The following is a 22,895-nucleotide window of genomic DNA, read 5'->3' as shown; positions in this document are numbered from 1 at the left end:
AACCCAAAGGGACTATCAGTATGATCAAAGTAAAAAGTAGTTTATGAAAACAGAGTGATAGCTATACGCAATCATGACATTCAAAATAGCGTGTACAATTTGAATAATAACCATTTTGGTGAGAACTAAGTATAGGTAAAAAGAAAACAAAAGCTTTTGGTATTAAAGAAATAGCGTGATGAATTTAGATAAACAACATTTAGCGGGTATTGACAATCAGGAAATTGAAGTTCCCAAGGAGTCAATATTTACTATGCCGGAACGGGTCATCCAATTTGGAACAGGAGCACTCTTACGTGGCCTGCCTGATGATTATATCCATCAGGCCAATCAAAAAGGAATATTTAATGGCCGTATAGTTGTTGTCAAATCAACACGCACTGGAAATACAACTGCATTTGACAATCAGAATGGGCTCTATACTTTGATTACGAGGGGGCTGGAGAAAGGAAAAATTAAAGAATTGAAATGTATTAATGCTTCAATCTCCAGGGTGTTGTCTGCCCATGATTCGTGGGAAGAGATACTTACAACAGCGACTTCTCCTTTGATAAGCATTCTGATTTCAAATACAACTGAAGCTGGACTGTTGGAATTGGGAGGAGCTATTGATGACAGCCCCCCGGGAAGCTTTACGGCAAAGGTAACAGCTTATTTATATCATCGATTTTCCCATTTTAATGGCGATAACTCTAAAGGTCTTGTCATCATTCCTACGGAGTTAGTTTCAGATAATGCTAAAGTACTTAAGCGTAACATCGTCTGGATGGCGGAACAGCAAAAATTAAGCAAAGATTTTATTGATTGGATTGACAAGGCCAATTACTTTTGCAACTCGCTGGTAGATCGTATTGTTCCCGGTAAGGTCTCTGAAGAGGTACTTTCCTATACTGATCAACTTGCAATTATGGCCGAACCGTATAAATTATGGGCTATTGAATCAGATAATCAGGATGTTAAGAATATTTTGAGTTTTGCATTGGTTGATAGCACTGTGAAGATAGTTCCCAGCATTGCGCAATATCGAGAATTGAAACTGCGTCTCCTTAATGCGCCGCATATCTTATGTTGTGGTATTGCGCTCTTGTCCAATACAGAATTTGTTAAGGACTTCTTTAATAATGAGATCTTAGACCGTTATATTCAATATTTACTTTTTAAAGAGATAAGTCCAATAGTTGAGCAATCAGGGATCAGTCATGAGCTTATTCAACCATTTGGTGAGGCAGTTATTGATCGTTTTAAGAACCCATTTTTATTACACAAATGGCAGTCCATCGCATTTCAGTATACGGCCAAACTTAACATGCGCGTGTGTCCTTTAATTGAACAATGGTATAGTAAACAATCTGAACCACCGATTGGTATTGCTATTGGCCTAGCTGCATACATACTTGTCATATGCAATCAAGCCACAACAGAACCTTCATTTCAAGATGACGCAAGCTTAATAATATCAAGACACCGGGAGTATTCCAATTTAACAACAAGGATATTATCCGATCCTAAGATATGGGATAAACCACTTCATAATTATCCAGGTCTCACTTCAATAGTTCATACAATAGTTACTCATATAGAGCGGCAAGGTATATTGGCAACCATAAATTATTTTTTATAGACTAACCAAAAGTGTCTTTTAATCTAGGATAGATTACAGATTACTTGATTAATTTTTCATTGATATTTCAGGTAGTCTTTTAATTGACAAATAAACAAGACTCCCGAATTTAGGCATTTCCCAGATTCGGGAGTCTTGCAGATGCTATTGTCTATTAGAATTTAAAACAGGAAACATTTCCTGCGAAATCAGCGATATAAATAAAATCGCCATCTACTGTGATTTCTGAAAAAATAGGAGCACCCAGATTAAATTTGGAGAGTAGCTTCCCTTGTTTGTTGAGCATATAGACGTAACCATCCGAAGCACCGAAAAACAGCTTCCCTTGGACTTCAGTTACCGATGACTCTACGGTTCCAACCAATTTATGTTGGTCAGGACTACTGTAAGGGGAAGTGTATACCAGTGCCTCGCCAGTGGAAAAATGCCATTTCTCTTCTAAAGTCTGAGGGTCGTATGCTTTTATTCCGTTTGTGGATGTCGGCATGACCAATAGGTCCTCAACAATTTTGGGCGAGGCCATGACTTTGAAATCATCAGTTTTGATACTTTTTTGCGCGATTTCGCCAGTCTTTAAGTTTAGCTTAAATATACCATTGAGCCCCGTTGTATACAGATAACCGTCTTTTGCTGTAACGCCGCCGCTTCTAAAACGTAGTCCATCTTCTTGACGTTTCCAAAGTAGCTTTCCCGTTTGGATATCATACGCACATAAAGCATTCCAATTGTATCCTGCCAATAAGGTTTGATCTACGACCGATAGCTCTGCTGGAGTCGCTTCGCCGCCCGATGGATCGACACCTTCCCAAAGCACTTTTCCGGTATGGATGTCAATTGCTGACATACGTTTGCCCAGACCTGCATAATAAATTCCGTTGTCAAGTGCTGGACCAGATACGAATGTAGGAAGACTTGGATTGGATGGTTTTTTTGTCCACAGGATTTTGCCTGTGTTTGCATCGATGGCATATACATTTGTTTCGACATCAGTTGCGAGCAATATTCCGTCGCTGTAGCGCAGCTTATGTTTGATGGAATTGATTGTTGGCAATGACCACAGCGTTTTGCCCGTGCGTTTATCTAGTGCTATAATGGAATGATTAATCCCAATACCATCGTCCATCGTCGCAACGAAAAGTTTATCTCCAACAATCAGCGGACTGGTTTTCCAGATATTTCCGTTTACAGCAGCAGACCATTGCAGTTTCATAGTGCTTTCTGCATGGCCAGCCAAATTAAAAGACTGCCTTTTTAAGGCTTGTTCACCATTTTCATAATGAATAGTAATGAGTGCATCATATTGTCCTTTTTGTTTTCCGAATGGCACTTTTGCTTGCCATAACCAATCGCCAGAAGGAGACAGCTGAACATTGGCTAGACGTTTACCGGTTTCGTGGGCAGAGATTTCCACGGCTACCTTTTGTATTTTTCGCTCACTGTCATAAGCACTGACCAAGATTGGAAGAGTTTCTAGCGTATTTATTTGCTGGTCAGCGGTCGGATGTACCAGTTGGATATGGTCACGTAGATTGGTATAAATAGGTTTAATATCTTTGATTCCTTGTTTGTCGATATCGACCACGACAAACTGCGCTGTCGAGTTATCAATTCCTCCTTTATTGGGAGCGTTTGAACAGACAACATAGACTCCCTTTTGTTTAAAGACAAAATTGTTGTGCCAATGGCCATAAAACCAAGCTTTCAGATTAAATTGCATCAAGTCAATTTGCTCTTTCTCACCTTCCAGGATAAAGTCTGGACCAGCGAAGAAGTCATGATTGATAAAGATCAAGGGTTTTGATCTGTCCATTGTTGCAAGGTCTTTCTTAAGCCAGGCGATGATCTGGTCGGCTGTGTAACTTGGTTTATAATCTCCATTTGGCATTGGTGTCACGACAAAATGGGCAGGACCAGCATCAAACGAGTAATAGGTCGGACCAAAGAGGTCTTCAAATAGTTTTTCTCCATATTCTCCCTTTACGAGATCATGGTTGCCCACTGTATAATATGTAGGTCTGCCCATCAGTTCGGAGTTTACTTGCTTGGCATGAAAAAGCATGCCTGGTTCATAACAGATATCACCGGTATGCATAATCAAGCTCGCCTTTTGCTGTTGCGCATAATTTCTGACGTTATCTATCCATGGACCATAAAGAGGCGTTTCAGTATCCGTAATTTGGATGAAACGCAAAAAATCAGTTTGTTGTACGGCGTCTTTGGTTAAGGCAAAATCCAAATTTTTCTGCTCGGCAAGAAGCGGAATATAGTGTGTTTTAGTCGCCTTATATCCACTAGGGATGGTAACAAACAAAAAGCGCGCGCTTGGATTGTGAGGTAAGGTATATGTTCCTGTGTTGTCCGTTTTTACAACATCATAACCGTCAGAGACAACAATTCCGGCAAGTTGTTTTTCGTTCTGTTCGAACTGGTTGTTTGCATTCTGATCTTCAAAAACCCGTCCTGTCCGTTGCTGTGCAAATAGGGGCGAGATCAGAAGTAGAAGGCATGTGATTAGTTGAGTTAATTTTATCATAGTTTTATAAAGTAGAGCCAGCTGCTTCGAAAGGAGAGCTGGCTCTATATGGTTAAAATCAAACCGTTATTTCCAGCCCATTGGTTGTTCTAATTTTGGGTTCAATACAGTTTGTTCGATGGGTATCGGAAAGTAATAATATTTCGCTTCATTGAAGCTTCTTGGGCGTTGTGGTGCTTTATCATCCAAAAACATAACCTTCCCTGAGGTTTCGTTTTCAAGAAAGAATGTTCCTTCATTCACATAAAATTTCACAATTTTCTCCTTTACTGCTGCGGGAAGGTTTGCTATTGGCGATTCATCCCCTTTTTTAAGGATGGCAATATCAGCGACCCCATCTCCGGTTACATCTATTCCACCTAACGCAGGAATATACATTCCTCCTGGAGCCTGTGCAAGTAAAGCTCCGGCTTTCCAACGATAAAGATCATCAAAACGGAATCCTTCACAGGCGAGTTCAACACGACGTTCTCGGCGAATTTCTAAAAGTACACCTTTATTGACACCAGAGACTGCTGGGTATTGGTTTGCGAGATATGTATCTGGTGTCGCATTGGCAGCGGCAAGGTTTAAAGCAGGCATACCTACACGACTACGAATCTTATTTACTGTAGCATCAATATCAGCTTGGGTCAATTTTGCTAATTCAGCTTTTGCTTCGGCGTTGATCAATAATACTTCAGCATAACGCATAACTGGTAGATCTGTATAATTAAGGTCCCAGCCACCACGCAATGCAGGATCGCGAGGGTAGAACTTAATTTGAAGTAAGCCTCCAAAGTCGGGACGAGTGATGTAAGGCGTGCCTGCGGCATTATTACTAAATCCTGGAGGCATTACTGTCTCCGCAAGGCGTGGGTCGCGATTCTGGAAAATCTCTGTGAAATTTTTCTTGCCATAATTTGCTTCAGAAGTAAATGGGGTACCATCTTTCATTAAAAATTCGTTGGCCAAGCTAGCACTTAGCGCCCATTGCCAATCTAACACTGTATGCGTATTATTTGCAACGCCTAGATCGCGACTATTCTTTTGGATAAAGATGATCTCTTTATTGGTCGATAAGTTATTGCTAGAAAAGAGCGCTCGATAGTCCGCCGCGTTATTTCCTGAAATTACAAAACCGCCGTTATTTATGATTTCCTGAGAGGCAGATGCAGCTCTTTCCAAAAATGTCGCTGCGGTATTTTGTAAATTTAATTCTGTGTGGTATTTACGGAAAGTTCCTTCATGAAGTGCGATTCGTGACAATAGTGTCAATGCGCTCCATTTTGTTATATAAGAATTGTCTGTCCTTGCTGGTAGTACGTTTGCCGCTGCAAATTCTAGATCTTTCATAAGGGAGTCGACCACCGCGGTACGCGGGTCTTTTGCTTTATATAGATCTTCGGAGGAGGTTCCTAATACTTGAGAGTACCAGGGTACGTCGCCATATTTTTTTACCATCTTATAGTAGAAGTTCGCACGGAATAAACGTGCAATTCCTATATAATGCTTAATGACAGCAGGGTCTCCGCTTACTTTTCCGACATTATTAAGCATATAATTGACATCACGCAATGGTGCCCATGCATCCTTATCCCAGCCCTTGACGGTTGCAGGAGAAAGCGTGCCCGCTAGGAGTGTTCTGACCTCCGCATTTTGATCGTTGTTGCTCAAGGCAATATTATCCGAATATAAGTCTGTATATTCAGCCCGCATTTGTTTGTAAAGACCATTTGTGTATGTCGCTAGATCTCCGGGAGTATTAAAAAAGACCTCTTTGGTGATAGCAGAACCGGAAGTTCGATCAAGGTAGTCTTTTTTACAGGATACTCCTAGGAATACCAGCGATGCTAAAGCGATATAATTGATACGTTTCATTTTTTGAGTTTTAGAATTAAAGATTCATGTTCAGACCGAAAGTAAATGTCCTTTGAAAAGGATAAGCTGCCTGTACCCGATTCGCTGATGATGGGTATAGACCGCCCAAGGATTCTGGATCCAATTTTACCTTGAGGTGTGAAATCTCGAAGACGTTTTCTGCACTAAAGAAGAAACGTACCTTATGCAATTTGATGCGTTGTAGTACGGATGCAGGCAACGTATAACCGAGTGTAAAATTTTTTACTCGCATATAAGCCCCATTTTGCATATAGCGTTTATTAGGTATACCGAGTTGCTGGTAGTTGTCCTCTGCAGAATAAGCGCGTACTGCCGGGAAATAAGCATCCTGGTTTGTCGGCGTCCAATGATCGGCATTTTGTGCTGTAGGGTTAGTCCAAGGTTGCGCATACACGCCCCAGAAATAGATGTTGGATCCACCCGGGTACCAATCGCGTTTTCCGATACCCTGTAAGAATACGCGGAAATCAAACCCTTTCCATCCTGTAGAAAGGTCAATACTATAGGGTAGTCTAGAGCTATTGTTGCCGATGATATGCATGTCTCCTGGATCATCTACAGTTTTCTTACCCATATCTACTTTGCCGTCCCCATTACGGTCTGCAAAGATCGGATCCCCAGCATAGAATTTATAGGATTGATCGTCGGTTCCCATAGCAGATTGATTCGGATGGTCAGCTACATCAGCATCGCTTTTGAAAAATCCAGTGATATCAGCTCCCCATATTTCTCCGATTTCTTGCCCGACGTAATTGTTTATCCAGTTGTTACCCAGAGATTTGCTTGGGTTGTCGAATCGTGTTATCCAGGATCTGTTATCAGCTAATGTGAGCGCAATATTATACCAGAAAGGTGAACCGCCTAATTCTTTGCTATCGCGCCAAGTCAGACGCAATTCCCAACCTTTGGTTTTTAAATCACCTGCATTTTCTACCGGAACGACTGTGCCAAATGGACCTGGCAATACTTTTCCTGGGACCAGCATGTCTTTGGTATAACGTGTATATTTGTCAAAATTAACTCCCAACTTGCTGTTGAAGAAATTCATATCAATACCCGCATTGACCGTTTGTATTGTTTCCCAAGTAAAGGTGTCTGAAACAGCATTGGGACTATATACAGCTTGTGGTTTTCCGTTACCCAAGATATAATCCGTTTGTTTGTTGGTCATAATGGGAATGTATGGATAAGTATCACGGTAAGGATAATCAGAATTGTAATTGAATAACTGATTACCCAAAGAGCCATAAGACCCTCTGATCTTTAGAAAATCCATGGCCAGCGCATTTTTTATGGGCTCAAAAAAGTTCTCTTTTGAAACGGCCCATCCTGCGGAAATAGAAGGAAAGAAGCCCCAGCGATTACCTGCCGGAAAACGAGATGACCCATCAAAACGACCATTGAACTCTGCTAGGTATTTTTCTTTATAATTATAGCTAACGCGGGAGAATATACCTTGCACTGCCCAGTCTTTAATGCGCTCATCTTTGGAGATATCTCCAGTCGCGGTTCCGATAGAGGGAACAGACGAAGAGATTAGGCTTAGCGCTTTGATCCAGCTTGTATTGTTGTAATTATATTCTTGGTTATAACCGACCATTGCCTGCAAATAATGGTCTCCGAATTCTTTATGAAAGTCGGTATAGATATTATAGACATTATACCGGGTCGTTGAATTGTCATTTCTTGCATAGGTATTCGAAAATGTCGGTGTTAAGATCGCTTGCGGACCCGTTTTGTACATGGATGGGACATCGTAAGAACGCGTCAGGCCAGAAGTCCGTCGGATTGTTGCATCTGCATTTAAGTCCCAAACTCCTTTGATTAATGAAGCTTTGGCCGCAAATGTCGTTATAAATTCATTAATGCGATCATCCTTTCTTCCTCCTTCTTGTAATGCGCCGAGTACCTGAGCACCGGCTCTTGTCCAAGTGCCATCAGGGTTAAAAGGTACATCTAAAGAATTTGTTCGGTTAACGTTCCAGAAGAAGTCTCCGTCTAGAAATACCGGTGCTTCATAATTGGTACTGGTTAAAAGTGTATTGTTGGAAATTTGCAGCCAACTGGTTACATCAAGATCAACTTTTCCCCTGACGTTATACCGTTTGTAAATATCATTTCCGTATTTTAAAAGACCATCTTGCTTATAATAATCACTGGAAAGGTAATAGCTGATTTTATCAGATTTCTTAGCGATACTCAGATTAGCGTTGTAAGTTGGAGCTGTATTGTTATAGGCTTCTTTTAACCAATCTGTTGTACCTGTATACACCCAATCTTGACCATTATCGGATAAGGTCACAGCGGGTAACGACGGATCTAGCGAACGTTTTTTTGCATATTCACGGGCAGATTCTGGATAAAGGTTATACAATGGCTTGCCTGCTTCGTTCTTGATATCCATGACCTGATAAGGGTCTGTAATAAATTTAGGTAACTTTCCTAAAGTCCGATAGCCAACATTGCTGCTGAATGAGATATCTAATTTGTCGCTCTTCGCTTTTTTGGTAGTGATTAATACAACGCCAAAACCACCACGAGCACCATAGATAGCCGCAGAGGCAGCATCTTTTAATACAGATACATTCTCTACGTCATTTGGATTGATTCGAGCAACCTCATCTGTCGAATAAGGAATATTATCCACCAATATTAGTGGTTCTCCACCATTTAAACTTGTAAAACCACGGACATTAAATGAGGGATTGGTGGTTGCACGTCCATTAGAACTTGTGATATTCAAGTTGGGAATTAACCCCTGTAATCCGGCTCCAAGATTTGCGATCGGACGGCTTTCTAGTTGTTTTGAGGATATCATATCAACGGCTCCGGTGAGATTCACTTTCCGTTGTGTACCGTAACCCACAACAACAACCTCATCCAATTGAGAATCGCTGGCTGTTAAAGTAACATTCAAAATACGTTGGTTGCCGATTTGTACCCGTTCAGTTGTATAGCCCAGATATTGAAAAAGCAACACGGCCTTTTCGGGTACACGAAGTTTAAACTCTCCATTGGCATCGGTTTTTGTGGACAGGGTAGCGTTTCCTTGTACAGATACCGTAACACCGGCTAATGCTGATTGTGAATCCCTTACAGTACCGGTTACCTCAATATCAGTCCTTTGCTTCTCAGAGATCACGATCGTATTGTTCAGAATTTGATAAGTCAGGTTTTGGCCATTTAATGCTTTGGAAAGTACCTGTGTTATCGAAGCATGGTCAGCATTGACGCTTATTGGGGCAAGATTATCCAATAGCTTTTCATCATAGAAAAAGCGGAGATCGGTTTGTTTTGAGATTTCTTGCAATACACGTTCTACCTTTACCTTTTTTAGGGAGATGTTGACGGTTTGTGCTGTTCCCGACGCATGGGCTCCAAGTGCGAGGGAAAGCAAAGAAAGAGTGCTTAACTTTATCATACATAAAGTTTTAAAGGCCGGAGGGATACGGAATTCCCGATCTTTCTCCTGCCTTTTCATTGGAGAAAAAAAATTCATAAATTAGAATGATTTTTAAGGTTTTAAAATTTCTGTTGGTAATCAGTAAAATAAGCCTTGAATTTAACAGGGGATGCGTCAACATCCCCTTTTTTGTTAACCACAAGGCGCTAAAGTTGATGTCTATACCATAGGCCGTTTAATATTTGGGTAATTAGTCTCATTGTATTATAACCTTTCGTCCGATAATATCAAATTTGCGTCCCGTGGCAAGAGCCAAGATCTGCAATACTTCTGAAAGTCTACTATTTCTGCTGATGGAGCCTTTGTAAGTTGAATTTGCTCCGATTGTCTCCATATTTTCAAACTCAACATCATACCATCGGGCGATCTGAAGAGAGATATCTTTGAAATTGTTGCCATCGAAATAAAATTCATCCCGTTGCCAAGCTGTATTTTTTGTCAGGTCAGTTGCTGTAACTTTGATATCGTTTGTTAGCGATGTTGTTGCCTGTTGGCCTGGCTTGATAATAATTTGGTTGCCTTCTTTAAGGACTTTCACGCTGCCTTCCACTAAAGATGTAGAAACCTCATCGTGATAGGCATTGACATTAAAAGTTGTTCCAAGGACTTCAATTGTGGTACCGTTGGCATTGATCCGGAAAGGTCTGTTAGCATCTTTTGCTACTTCAAAATAGGCCTCCCCTGTTAAAGCAACTTGACGTTGATTGGGTTCGAAATGTGTGGGGTAGGATAATTTTGTAGAAGCATTCAACCATACTTTTGTTCCGTCTTCAAGAATAATCATATAAGAACCCGCTTTTGGAACATCAACAAGAAAATTCTTTCCTTGTTGATCGGATGATTGCTCAAGTCGCTGTACAAATGGATCTGCTAGTTGTTTCTCCTCTCCTTTTGGGGTTATGATTTTGGCATAATGCCCTCCAGGAAGGATATCATTGTGAAAGGTCTGGTCCTGTGAAGGTACTTCTGCAGCCAGTTCCAGCGGCTTTTGATCAGACGAAGAAAATCTGTTGTACATCCAAAGGCTACAGCCCGAAACGGCTACAAGCATCGCTGCCACCATCCATTTGGAGCGAAACCAAGTTAGTCGTCGGACGGTAGGAGTAGATTCACTAAATAGCTGTTCCTCTAGCTTCGTATTGATACGTGATGCTAATCCTGTTTGGTGTTCCTTTAATTGCTCCTCCTCGGGTTGATCCTGTGCATAAAACCAGTGAAGAACTTGTTGTTCTTCCTCTGGGGTACACTGGCCTTCCAGATACTTTTTGAGCAAAGCTTTAGCTTGATCTGACGATTCTTGTTCCTTCATACAGACCTATAATCGGAGAAGGAGAATAAAAGTACCGAAGAAAATTATGAAAATAGTTTAAGTGGTTGTAAACTAGGCGTATATTTTTTTATTCGTTATTTGAAACGAAGCTTTAGCCAACCCAGGGCTAACGAAATATTGTTTTTCACGGTTTGTTCGGATATGGCGAGTTCCGAAGCAATATCTTTGATGGACATGGATTCCTTTCTGCTAAGTGAAAATGCCGATTTCATTGTTGTGGGCATTTTTTCTATTTCGGTGTCGATCAATACCGCTAATTCTTTTGCCAGAAGTTCATCTTCGGATGTCGGGGACGCCCTTTGAAAGCTTGCCAGTAGTTTTTCGGCACGGACAATTTTCTTTTGTTCGTTTATTGTCCAGTCGATAATTTTATACTTAGCCGTTTTAAATAGATAAGGGTATAACGAGTATTCTATTGTGATGTTAAGACGTTGGTGCCATAGTGAGACAAATATTTCCTGCAAAATGTCTTCACTGTCCTCAGTACAGGAAACACGGCGCTGAATAAAACGGAAAAGTATATCTGAATAGCGATTGACTAATTCAGAAAAAGCATAACGGTCATCCGCTTGAATTCTGATGAATAGCTCGGTGTCGTCTAACTGTTTCATAAGTACCGCAATTTGTGCTAAATATCCCTTAGTTTAATGAGGTCAAATTTATAATTGTGGTGTTAAGTTAATATTAAAAACAAAAGATTTGATGATGTTTTTTTAAGCAAACGATTGCATAATCTCCATTTATAACAAAAACCATCAGTTTTCTCAATAAATACTAAGAAAACTGATGGTTTAAAAGAATGTTACCAGAAAATAATCAAAAAAAAACACGACCCTACAAGCGCGCGTCCACTAATTTTCGATCTAATATTCCTTTGATATCAAATACAACGGAAGGATTCTTTTTCAAATTTTTGAGATCCAGATGTAAGAACTCTCGATGACCTACAGCAAGAATAATACTGTCATAATTGCCGGACTGCGGAAGAGTTGTTAATAGGTTAAGGCCAAAATGTTTTTTTAATTCATCGGGGTTTACCCAAGGGTCATAGATATCGACCTCCAAACCAAATTCTTTGAGATCTTGAATCATGTCAACGACTTTACTATTACGAATATCTGGACAGTTTTCCTTAAAGGTTACGCCCAATACTAAAGCTTTGGCACCATCGAATTTGATGTTCTTCTGTATCATCAGTTTGACGACCTTGGAAGCGATGAAAGAAGCTACTTGATCATTAACCTCCCTACCGGATAGGATAACATGAGGATGATAGCCTAACTGTGTTGCCTTTTGAGCAAGATAATAGGGGTCTACTGAAATACAGTGTCCACCAACTAAACCGGGTTTGAAACGGAGAAAGTTATACTTTGTTCCAGCGGCATCGAGCACATCCTGCGTATCTATACCAACGCGGTCAAAGATCAAAGCGAGTTCGTTCATAAACGATATATTGACATCACGTTGTGCATTTTCAATAACTTTCGCCGCTTCGGCCACTTTGATTGAAGGAGCAAGATGTGTCCCCGCATGGATAATTTGTTTATAAAGTCCATCCACAACAAGTCCCGCTGCAGCAGTACTTCCGGAGGTTACTTTCATCACTTTTTGCAGTGAATTAACTTTATCTCCGGGATTTATGCGTTCTGGTGAGTATCCAACAAAGAAGTCCTGATTAAATTTCAAACCTGAGTTTTTTTCCAAAACCGGAACACATTCTTCTTCGGTACACCCGGGATAGACCGTGGATTCATAAATTACCAGGTCACCAACTTTTAGGAGCTCACCGATCATTTTAGAGGCAGCCAAAAGTGGCGATAGGTCTGGCGAATTATAACGATCTATAGGCGTTGGAACAGTTACAATATAGACATTGGCATCTGCGATATCTTGAACGGCTGCACTTGCATCATAGCCTTTGCGCTGTTCCGATTTCGTAAATAGACTCCTTGCACGCATAAGCTCATCTGCAGGAGTTTCCAATGTACGGTCTATGCCGGCTTTAAGTTCGTCAATACGTGTTTTGTTGATATCGAAGCCAATCACTGGAAAGAAATCAGAGAAAGCTATCGCTAAAGGCAATCCCACATATCCCTGTCCAATGATGGCAATTTTTTTTATCTGAAAGTCTGTCATATTTATATTTAAAGTAAAGATACGTTCTTTACGTCGAAATTAACCTCTCGTCAACCAACCACTACGTCCAGCAGTAGCAATGGCATAAGGAGTGATCCAAAATAAACTAAAGGCATAAAATATACTGTAGCTATATGCCCAGAATGCTTCTTTCGCATTTGCATTTTTAGAGGCAAAGAAATATGCCTGGATACTTGAAAATATAAGAATACCTACCAACGTTGAGCTTAAGAACATCAATGGATAATGGAATACTGTCCATAGCATCAATAATAGCATAGGGTAGGAGAGCAACACTTTTTGCCATTGCATAAGCAATAAGATACGCGCACCCCACTTCGGTCCTTTGCGAAAGTTCTTAAAGGCAAATTGACTCATCATAATGTTTTCACGCACATTGCTTCGTTCCCAACGGATAAACATTTTATATAAATTTTTATAACGTACAGGAGTATCCGTATATACAAATGCGTTAGACTGGAACAATACATGATATCCTTGCTTCAAAATCATATTGGTCATGGCACGATCTTCTCCAATGTCGGAAGGTTGTCCCATAAACGTTTGGTGAATCCAGTCTTCAAGACAGTTCATCACAGCTTCTCTGCGATATCCAGATAATGCCCCTGGCGTACACATTACAGTACCTAGCATGCTTTGAGCCGAACGTACAAATTCAAAACTAAAGACGAAACTCACATTTAACATACGTGGTATAATAGCCTTTTTATTATTCAATACACGCACATTACCCGCTACAGCACCACATTCCTGATTGGTTACAAATGGGCTGGCCATATTACGGATCGTATCCTTGTTGACCACAGAGTCACTATCTACTGTAATAAATACTTCACCAGTACCTAATTTAAAACCGCGGTATAACGCATGACGTTTACCCATATTTTTAGGTTGTTGGTAGATCTCTATGCGATCGCCCAGCTCCATTTTGGCACGTTGTATCCAAGCGAAAGTATTATCCTTACTTCCATCATCAATGGCGATAATCTGAAGTTTTTTATCGGGATAATCACTACTTGCCAAGCTATGGAGTGTATCGTAAACCAATTGTCCTTCATTATAAGCCGGAACTATAATTGTACAGGTTGGAAGTTCTTCATCTGAAACAGATGCAATCGGCTTGTATTTACGATGAAGTACAATTAAAAAGATTAAAAAGCTGATCGCGATAGTGGCCAAAAATATTCCTAAGCCTACTAAAAAGGTTCCACCTATACTATCTAAACGTTGGAAACGTAATGCATCAAAATCTGGTTGGAGCATATATACACCGAAGACCGATGCAAATAGTACGAAAAAGGTCGCTCCAAAAATACCGTATTCCTTTGGTCCAAAATTGCTTTCTTCGACTTTCTCTACCTTGGTCTCGGATTGCTGCTGTTCTTCATTTACGTCGTACATTGCAGGTTCCCATTGTTTAGCCATCTGCTTTGATACGATTGAGTTTTCTTTCATGTAATTCATAGCCATTCTATTTTTAGATATACATTCTTCTTTACTTTCTTTGCTGACTCAAACGAGGAGTCTTTTGTAATGAAAATATTACGAATCCATAAACGCAAAATACATGCCTTTATTTTGTGCCAAAAATTGAGCGAACGACTCTTTTGTAACGTTCTTGATACACTTTTATTGTTTTTAAGTTGTTGAATTACAGTGTTTTATTACTATATTGGCGCTTGTATAATCAAAAAATAGCAAACCTAGATGAGCAGTAGACATTTAAGGTTTTTTAACGTTTTTGGGATATTTTTTGAGAGAATTTGACAGTTTAAGTGACAAACTGTGTCGGAAAGAAGGCAGTGACTTTATGTGAAAAAAGGGATATCAAGCCTTGCTGATACCCCTTTTGATTTTGCAGATTTTTCGCGATAGATTAACCGCCAAATTCCATCAAATAATTTTTTAAGAAATCATTGAGGTCTCCATCCAATACCGCTTGTGTATTTGATGTCTCGTAATTTGTGCGTAAATCCTTAATCAATTTATAAGGATGTAGAACATAGTTACGAATTTGGGATCCCCATTCGATTTTCTTTTTATTTCCTTCGATCGCAGCGGAGGCTTCTTGTCGTTTGCGCATTTCAATCTCATACAATTGTGATTTCAATAGGCGTAACGCATTTTCCTTATTTTGCAATTGCGATCTCGTTTCCTGATTTTTGATAATAATGCCTGTGGGCTTATGGTGGAGTCGTACAGCTGTTTCTACTTTGTTTACATTTTGACCACCAGCACCTCCAGAACGGAAGGTATCCCATTCGATTTCTGAATCTTTGACGTCTATTTCGATATTATCATCAATCAGGGGGTATACATAAACCGAGGCAAAGGAGGTATGTCGTTTTGCATTGGAGTCAAACGGCGATATACGAACCAGTCGATGTACTCCGTTTTCACCTTTAAGGTATCCATATGCAAAGTCTCCAGATAGTTGAAGAGTTACACTTTTAATTCCGGCAACATCCCCTTCCTGAGAATCCTGTTCGGTGACTTTATACCCATTTTTCTCCCCCCACATGATATACATCCGCATCAACATGGCCGCCCAGTCACAGCTCTCAGTACCACCAGCTCCCGCGGTGATCTGTAAGATCGCATCCAGCTGATCCTCCTCTGCACTGAGCATATTTTTGAACTCCAGTTCTTCGACCTGTTCCAATGCAAGTTTATACTGGTCGTCCAGTTCTTTGTCAGTTGCGTCTCCAGATTGAAAAAACTCGTACATTACATAGGTGTCTTCAACCGCTGAAGCAACTTCATCAAAATGATCTGTCCATACTTTCTGGTTTTTGATGGCCAACAGTATTTTCTCTGCCGCTTTGGAGTCATCCCAAAAGGTTGCTTCCATTGTAATGGCTTGATCTCTTTCTATTTCTTCTTTACGGACATCGATGTCAAAGATGCCTCCTCAGGGAAGTAACACGATCCCTCAAGTCTTGAATTTGTTCTTTTGTCATATCTGCTAATGTAGATATTTTTAATCAATAAATCCGTTCTTAAATTCAATATGTTATTAAGACTGTAGCCTGTTATATTAAGAATAATATTATAAGCCATAGACTTGTACTGCTGGCCTCTAATTCTGCAATACTCTCCACTCAATACTAATATTTGACCTTTTTTTTTTAGTTTTGATATCATCAACAGCATAAACCTTCATTTTGCGATCTGTGCAAGGTGTAATGAAAAAATACGGAAGGTTCTTATTAGTGGTTTAAAACAAATAATTTCAACAAAAACAGTATGTTTCCAAAAATTAATTTTACAACAACCAAAGCCTACCAATATTTGGTAGATCATTATATTGATATCAATCAGCAGGACCTCCGTGAGCTTTTCGTGGCAGACCCACAGCGATTTGAGAAGTTTTCGATCCTTTTCGAGGATATTCTTTTAGATTATTCCAAAAATCGCGTAAACGAAGAGACAATGGCACTGTTGATCCAGTTAGCAAAAGAATGCCAGCTCTCCGAAGCAATCACGGCTATGTTTGCGGGTGAGCGGATCAATGTGACCGAAAACAGACCCGTTTTGCACACGGCATTGAGAAATCAATCCGATCAACCTGTTTTTGTCGATGGAAAGGATGTGATGCCTGCTGTTAAAAGCGTGTTGGCACATGTGAAAACGTTCACAGAGCAGATTCTCTCCGGTGAATGGAAAGGCTATACAGGCAAGGAGATCACGGATGTTGTTAATATCGGTATTGGTGGTTCTGATTTGGGACCAGTAATGGTTACTGAAGCCTTAAAAGCTTACAAGACCAGGCTGAATGTACACTTTGTCTCTAATGTAGATGGTACACATATCGCTGAAACGCTAAAGGGAGTAAACCCCGAAACAACCTTGTTCCTGATTGCGTCCAAAACCTTCACAACACAGGAGACGATGGCCAATGCGCATACCGCTAAGGATTGGTTTCTAAGTAAGGGAGCAAGTGAGCAGGATGTTGCTAAACACTTTGCGGCGTTGAGCACCAATACGGAGGCAGTAAAGGCTTTCGGAATAGACCCACAAAATATGTTTGAATTTTGGGATTGGGTTGGCGGACGTTATTCCCTATGGTCTGCAATCGGACTGTCCATTAGCCTAGCTATTGGTTTTGATAATTTTGAGGAACTCCTAAAAGGTGCATACGATGCTGATGAGCATTTCAGAACCAGCGCCTTGGAAGAAAATATTCCGGTGATATTGGCTTTGCTTGGTATATGGTACAATAATTTCTTTGAAGCCGAAAGCCACGCCATTCTTCCTTATGATCAATACTTACACCGTTTCGCAGCCTATTTCCAACAGGGGGATATGGAGAGCAACGGAAAATATATAGACCGGAATGGCGAGCGTGTAGACTACCAGACAGGGCCGATCATTTGGGGTGAACCTGGAACAAACGGACAACATGCCTTTTATCAATTGATCCACCAGGGCACGAAATTGATACCATGTGATTTTATTGCTCCAGCAAACAGCCTTAATCCAATAGGCAACCATCATCAGCTTTTATTGTCTAATTTCTTTGCACAGACAGAGGCACTAATGAACGGTAAAACGGAGGAAGAGGTTGTTGCTGAATTACAAAAAGCGGGTAAATCCAATGAAGAGGTGGCGGAATTGAAAACGTATAAAGTATTTGAGGGTAATCGACCAACAAACTCTATTTTATTGAAAAAAATGACGCCACGTACACTGGGTAGACTCATTGCCCTGTATGAACACAAGATTTTTGTGCAAGGTGTGATCTGGAATATCTACAGTTTTGACCAATGGGGCGTTGAACTAGGGAAACAGTTGGCCAATAAGATTCTACCAGAATTAAGTGATAATAATCCCATCACTAGTCATGATTCTTCCACCAATGGATTGATTAATACTTATAAATCCTGGCGTGATTAAGATGACCGGAAAGTACATGGCATTCAGGAATACTGATACCACTATATAACATAAGCGGCTGACTTTGGGAAAAGTCAGCCGCTTATGTTTTACCGATTTTGCACAGTTTTCTTCTGCTAGCAAATTAGTTTATACAGTTTTACTTTGTATACGGATGGCATTTAGGATCGCCAAGAGTGCTACCCCAACATCAGCGATAACAGCTTCCCAGAGCGTTGCAACTCCCCCGGCACCCAAGATCAAGACAATAATCTTTATGCCCATTGCCAGGATGACGTTCTGCCAAACAATATTGCGGGTAATTTTACCAATTTTTATTGCGGATAAAATTTTATGTGACTCATCATTCTGGATCACGACATCTGCCGTTTCAATGGTCGCATCTGCTCCTAATCCACCCATTGCTATACCTACCTGAGCTAAAGCTACCACGGGGGCATCATTGACGCCATCTCCTGCAAAAGCGACATTGCGTCCTTCGTCGATCAGTCTCTGCACATGACTTACTTTATCTTCGGGTAGAAGGTCCCCGTAAGCTTTGTCAACACCAAGTTCCCTCGCGACCTCATCTACTACTGCTGTTTTATCACCAGACAACATGACCGTGTATAAGCCTCGATCCCGCATCGCCGAAATGACCTCTTTTGCATCAGGCTTATTTCGATCTGCAACGGTAATGTAGCCCGCATATTGATCCGCTATGGCAATCAATACAATGGAATAGACAATTTGCTTTATTTCTTCCGGATAGCGAATGTTGAACTTGTCCAGCAATTTACTATTGCCAGCGAGGACAAGCTTATTGTTGATCGTTGCTTTGAGTCCATGGCCCGCGATTTCCTCAATCCCTTCAGTAATGAATGAGTTGTCTCCCGGATGGTAGCTAGCTATTGCTTTCGCGATAGGATGGGTAGAATTTGATTCAATGGCCTTGGCATAATCCAGTAATGTTGTCGCTTGTCCGTTGACAGCGTGTACCTCCTTTACTTCAAAAACACCTTCAGTGAGGGTACCTGTTTTATCCATAACAATAGTATCAACTGTGGTGATGGCATCCAGGAAATTGCCTCCCTTGAACAAGATTCCGTTTCTGGAGGCCAATCCTATTCCGCCGAAGTAACCCAAGGGGATCGAGACCACGAGTGCACAAGGACAACTGATCACCAAAAAGACCAAACTGCGGTAAAACCAGTCTCTAAAGCTATAGTCACTGACAAGGAATATAGGGACGATAAGTACCAGAAGTGCCAGCGCAAAGATAATAGGGACGTAGATTTTTGCAAACCTTGAGATAAAGAGCTGTGTTTTAGATTTGCGCGCTGTTGCATCCTGCACCATCTCCAATATCTTGCTCAATTTGCTGTCCTGAAACGAGCTGACTACAGTGATTTCAGCAACTGTTTCTAGATTTATCATACCTGCAAAGACAGCCTCACCCTTATATTTGGTGTCCGGTTTGCTTTCTCCGGTTAGCGCTGCGGTATTGAATGCCGCCCGTTCATTGATCAGTCTGCCATCCAGAGCGACTTTTTCGCCGGCTTTGACGAGGATAATTTCACCGATTTCAACCGTCTTAGGGTTGATATCCACTTGTTTTCCATCTCGCAAGACAGTGACTTTGTCCGGACGGATATCCAATAGTGATTTAATGGATTTTTTTGCGTTGTCCACTGCGGTGTCCTGAAACCATTCGCCAATCTGATAAAATACCATGACAGCTACGCCTTCCTCAAATTCCCGTATTGCGAATGCACCCAAGGTTGCCACGCTCATTAGAAAAAACTCGTTGAAGAAATCGCCGCGCTTTGCCTTTCGAAAAGCCATTTGGATAACCGGAATACCTGCCAATAGGTAAGCAATGCCATTTAGAAGGAGAGACGCGTAAAACGGAAGTGTGATCTTAAATGCATACTTCAGTATCAGCAGCGTGATCAATATGATGAGAGCTATAAGGAGTTTGCGTTGTGAAATCCACCAAGGAGTATCTTTTTCTGTATGGCTATGCTCGTGATTGTGTTCGCACATATATCGAGGGGTCTATTAAATAATATAAATTTAGCTATTTTAAGCTTAAAAAGCGAGTGGAGGCTTAATAAAAATGGCAGATAAAGAGGCTTTCAAAATAGATGTCCCATCAGTAAGACATTCACCATGCTGAAACAGAAAAGGCTGTTCTTCAAATAGAAAAACAGCCTTTTTATATTCAATAAATATAATTTTAGTCTTTTGAAGTACTTCCGATGATCATTTCTAGTATTGCGACAACAATGGCAAATAAGGCCGCAGTCCAAAATCCATCCACATTAAATTTGTCTCCAAGGAGTGAGTCTGAAAGCAAGACCATTAAAACAGTGATAATAAAGGAAACCAAACCCAGTGTTAGCCAGTTCAAAGGAAAGGTGAACAGCCTCAAAATAGAACCTACAGTAGCATTGACAAACCCGATAACCAATCCTGTGACAATAGCCCAGCCAAAACCAGCAACTTTTGCACCCGGTATAATCCAGCAAGCGATTGCGACAACAACCCCGGTGAGTAAAAGACTAATAATAAATTTCATAATATGCGCTAATTTATAAACAGTGAATAAAGTAATAATATAAAAACTATCGTGCAAACGCAATGCCAAAATTTAATGTGTATATGCCGACAAACTGCTGTTTCGTTTCCTCTTTTCTCACCCTTTGTCCGGATCTGCTTAGACCTTGTTCGGAAGTCAACGATTAATTCGCTATCATTTCCTTATCGATTCAGTAAGTGATCTATAGCGAAACGACAGAAAAAGGGGATAAGATTTACAAAGAAGGGGTGTACTAAGAGTCATGCGAGGTCGAATAAGCCCCAAATAAGACTTGATAATGAGGAGTGTAGAGTTAAACCAAAAGCGAATCTTTGTGTCTATTTAAATAAATTGAAATCACGGAATATAAATGTATGCAAGCATAGTAAATATTTTGTATATTTATTTATATTAATAAATAAGATACTAGCGATCGTTTTTTAGTTATAACTCATAAATAGTAGACCAATGAAGAAAATTATGATGTCATTCATCATGTTACTTGCTACAGTAACATTGTTTGCACAAACAGATCCGATCATCGGAAAATGGGAAAACCCAAGTGGTGAGGGGCGTGTGGAGATTTATAAAAAGGGAGACAAATTTTTCGGTAAACTGTATTGGCTTAAATTTCCGAACAATGAGTCCGGACAGCCCAAGAAAGATGTGAAAAATCCTGACAAAGCGCTTCAGAGTAGGGCGGTTCAGGGATTGGAGATCCTGACCAATTTTACAAAAGACGGCAATACCTATGAGGATGGAAAAATCTATGATCCAAAAACAGGAAAGACCTATAGCTGTAAAATGACTTTAAAAGGTGATAAACTTGACATACGTGGCTATGTGGGGGTCAGCTTATTGGGTAGGACTGAAACCTGGAAGAGGATAAACTGATAGGAGCAAAGTGAGCAACCCAAAACCGACCTTCTTGATGGCAATGGTTTGGTATAAAAAAGGCAATTTATTTCATTAGAATAAATTGCCTTTTGGTTTTGTGGAGGAATAACAGTATTTTCATCTGCAAATTATAATAATCGCTGTATGTCCGTAAAAATGTCTTATGTTGAGAACGTAAAACTTGCGCTGCAATCTATTGTAGGCAATAAACTTCGGACATTTTTAACAGCGTTGATTATAGCTATTGGGATGATGGCCCTGATTGGCGTGTTGACATCTATTGACGCCATGAAAAATTCCCTCACGGATTCTTTTTCGTCTATGGGCTCCAACTCATTCAATATTCGAAATCGGGGTATAAATGTTCAGATTGGTACCGGTGGAACTCGATCCAAGGTCTTCGCAAATATAACCTATGCCCAGGCATCCCGTTTCAGACAGAATTTTCATTTTAACGCGATAACCTCCATCAGCGCCAATGTCACCTGGAATTCGACCGTAAAATTTCAATCCAAAAAAACCAATCCCAATATTGGACTCATCGGGACAGATGAAAATTATCTTCAAACCTCAGGATATGTAGTCAATGAAGGACGTAATTTCTCTGTTCGGGATGTGGAAACCGGTGGAGCTGTGATTATTATTGGTAGTGAGGTCAGCAAAATGCTTTTTAGTGAAATCATAGATCCAATAGGACAATATATCACAGTCAATAACATTCGTTATCAGGTGATAGGCGTATTGAAAAGCAAGGGGTCCTCTGCGGGTATGGGGGGGGATAGAGCCTGTTTTATCCCTTTGGTGAAAGCAAGATCTGTTATGCAGGTGGTGGAGCCATCCTACGTGATTACCGTTTCTTCTAATGATCCAATGCGATTAGAAGCTGCAATTGGAGAAGCTTCCATTGTATTTCGGAATATTCGCGGGCTATCTGCAAGACAAACCAATGATTTTGAGATTACCAAATCCGATGCTGTAGCACAAATGCTTATGCAGAATATGGCGATGGTGACCCTAGGAGCTGTCGTGATTGCTTTTATTACCCTTGTTGGTGCATCTATCGGATTAATGAATATCATGTTGGTGTCTGTTACCGAACGGACACGGGAGATAGGTATACGGAAGGCAATAGGGGCTACACCCAGTGTGATACGCAAGCAATTTTTGATGGAGGCCATTGTCATCTGTATGATGGGCGGCGTCGCGGGTATATTTATCGGCATCCTGATCGGTAATTTATTAGCCCTTCAACTGGGGACATCCTTTATTATTCCTTGGGCAGCTATTATTCTTGGATTTGCCGTGTGTGGTCTTGTGGGGATGTTATCTGGTTATTATCCCGCATCAAAAGCTTCAAAATTAGATCCTGTGGATGCGCTGCGTTACGAATAAACCAAATCTGTATTAAATTAATACATGGTTGATCCCTATCAGTTGTTACATTTTTAACACTGCGCTGTCATGCTGCCCGTGATCCGAGGAGGCTTGCCAGTAATCCGAAATCGCCAGCCAGGGATCTATTCCATGATGATACCATTATTCGTTGCAAAAGGAAGG

Annotated in this window: 14 protein-coding genes; 4 read left to right on the top strand and 10 right to left on the bottom strand. The window is 40.6% G+C overall.

What is annotated here, in order from left to right; translation table 11 throughout:
• Nucleotides 1-178 precede the first annotated feature (178 nt).
• Nucleotides 179-1,621 (top strand): tagaturonate reductase, encoded by a 1,443-nt coding sequence (locus tag DFQ12_RS21930; RefSeq protein WP_120261207.1) that lies wholly within the window; start codon nucleotides 179-181, stop codon nucleotides 1,619-1,621.
• 154 nt (nucleotides 1,622-1,775) lie between these two features.
• On the opposite strand, the gene DFQ12_RS21925 is transcribed toward DFQ12_RS21930, so the two are convergent.
• From DFQ12_RS21925 to prfB, 8 genes are all read right to left on the bottom strand, one after another.
• Nucleotides 1,776-4,154 (bottom strand): outer membrane protein assembly factor BamB family protein, encoded by a 2,379-nt coding sequence (locus DFQ12_RS21925; protein ID WP_120261206.1) that lies wholly within the window; start codon nucleotides 4,152-4,154, stop codon nucleotides 1,776-1,778.
• Between the two features lie 66 nt (nucleotides 4,155-4,220).
• The gene (locus DFQ12_RS21920; protein ID WP_120261205.1) at nucleotides 4,221-6,014 is read right to left on the bottom strand and encodes a RagB/SusD family nutrient uptake outer membrane protein; all 1,794 of its coding nucleotides are present in this window, start codon (nucleotides 6,012-6,014) and stop codon (nucleotides 4,221-4,223) included.
• 16 nt (nucleotides 6,015-6,030) lie between these two features.
• On the bottom strand, nucleotides 6,031-9,456 hold the full coding sequence (locus tag DFQ12_RS21915; RefSeq protein ID WP_167457335.1) for a TonB-dependent receptor: 3,426 nt from the start codon (nucleotides 9,454-9,456) through the stop codon (nucleotides 6,031-6,033).
• A gap of 238 nt (nucleotides 9,457-9,694) precedes the next feature.
• A complete protein-coding gene (locus DFQ12_RS21910) occupies nucleotides 9,695-10,807 on the bottom strand; it encodes a FecR family protein (protein ID WP_120261203.1) in 1,113 nt (370 codons plus the stop codon).
• A 95-nt stretch (nucleotides 10,808-10,902) separates the two neighbouring features.
• Nucleotides 10,903-11,439: an RNA polymerase sigma factor gene (locus DFQ12_RS21905; protein ID WP_120261202.1), complete on the bottom strand. Its 537-nt coding sequence runs from the start codon at nucleotides 11,437-11,439 to the stop codon at nucleotides 10,903-10,905.
• A gap of 223 nt (nucleotides 11,440-11,662) precedes the next feature.
• Nucleotides 11,663-12,964 carry a nucleotide sugar dehydrogenase gene (locus tag DFQ12_RS21900; protein WP_120261201.1) on the bottom strand — a complete coding sequence of 434 codons (1,302 nt, stop codon included), beginning with the start codon at nucleotides 12,962-12,964 and terminating at the stop codon, nucleotides 11,663-11,665.
• A gap of 39 nt (nucleotides 12,965-13,003) precedes the next feature.
• Nucleotides 13,004-14,449: a glycosyltransferase family 2 protein gene (locus tag DFQ12_RS21895; protein ID WP_208642602.1), complete on the bottom strand. Its 1,446-nt coding sequence runs from the start codon at nucleotides 14,447-14,449 to the stop codon at nucleotides 13,004-13,006.
• A gap of 412 nt (nucleotides 14,450-14,861) precedes the next feature.
• Nucleotides 14,862-15,945 (bottom strand): peptide chain release factor 2 gene (gene prfB, locus DFQ12_RS21890; RefSeq protein WP_120261199.1). Its coding sequence is split into 2 segments (ribosomal slippage): nucleotides 14,862-15,884 and nucleotides 15,886-15,945, totalling 1,083 coding nucleotides; the frame shifts between segments, so codons are not numbered across the junction.
• 286 nt (nucleotides 15,946-16,231) lie between these two features.
• On the opposite strand from prfB, the gene pgi reads away from it, so the two are divergent.
• The gene (gene pgi / locus DFQ12_RS21885; RefSeq protein WP_120261198.1) at nucleotides 16,232-17,881 is read left to right on the top strand and encodes a glucose-6-phosphate isomerase; all 1,650 of its coding nucleotides are present in this window, start codon (nucleotides 16,232-16,234) and stop codon (nucleotides 17,879-17,881) included.
• A 129-nt stretch (nucleotides 17,882-18,010) separates the two neighbouring features.
• Here the strand turns inward: pgi and DFQ12_RS21880 are convergent, their stop codons facing one another.
• A complete protein-coding gene (locus DFQ12_RS21880; protein WP_120261197.1) occupies nucleotides 18,011-19,906 on the bottom strand; it encodes a heavy metal translocating P-type ATPase in 1,896 nt (631 codons plus the stop codon).
• Nucleotides 19,907-20,099: 193 nt separating this feature from the next.
• The gene (locus DFQ12_RS21875) at nucleotides 20,100-20,441 is read right to left on the bottom strand and encodes a phage holin family protein (RefSeq protein WP_120261196.1); all 342 of its coding nucleotides are present in this window, start codon (nucleotides 20,439-20,441) and stop codon (nucleotides 20,100-20,102) included.
• A 468-nt stretch (nucleotides 20,442-20,909) separates the two neighbouring features.
• Between DFQ12_RS21875 and DFQ12_RS21870 the strand changes: the two genes are divergently transcribed.
• Nucleotides 20,910-21,335, top strand: coding sequence for a DUF2147 domain-containing protein (locus DFQ12_RS21870; RefSeq protein WP_120261195.1), 426 nt, complete (start codon nucleotides 20,910-20,912; stop codon nucleotides 21,333-21,335).
• Between the two features lie 147 nt (nucleotides 21,336-21,482).
• Nucleotides 21,483-22,730 carry an ABC transporter permease gene (locus tag DFQ12_RS21865; protein WP_120261194.1) on the top strand — a complete coding sequence of 416 codons (1,248 nt, stop codon included), beginning with the start codon at nucleotides 21,483-21,485 and terminating at the stop codon, nucleotides 22,728-22,730.
• Nucleotides 22,731-22,895: the final 165 nt, after the last annotated feature.

This window comes from Sphingobacterium detergens (assembly GCF_003610355.1).
GTDB classification, from domain to species: Bacteria; Bacteroidota; Bacteroidia; order Sphingobacteriales; family Sphingobacteriaceae; genus Sphingobacterium; species Sphingobacterium detergens.
The sequence above is the reverse complement of the archived record's forward strand: the minus strand, read 5'-3'. Positions and strand labels throughout refer to the sequence as shown.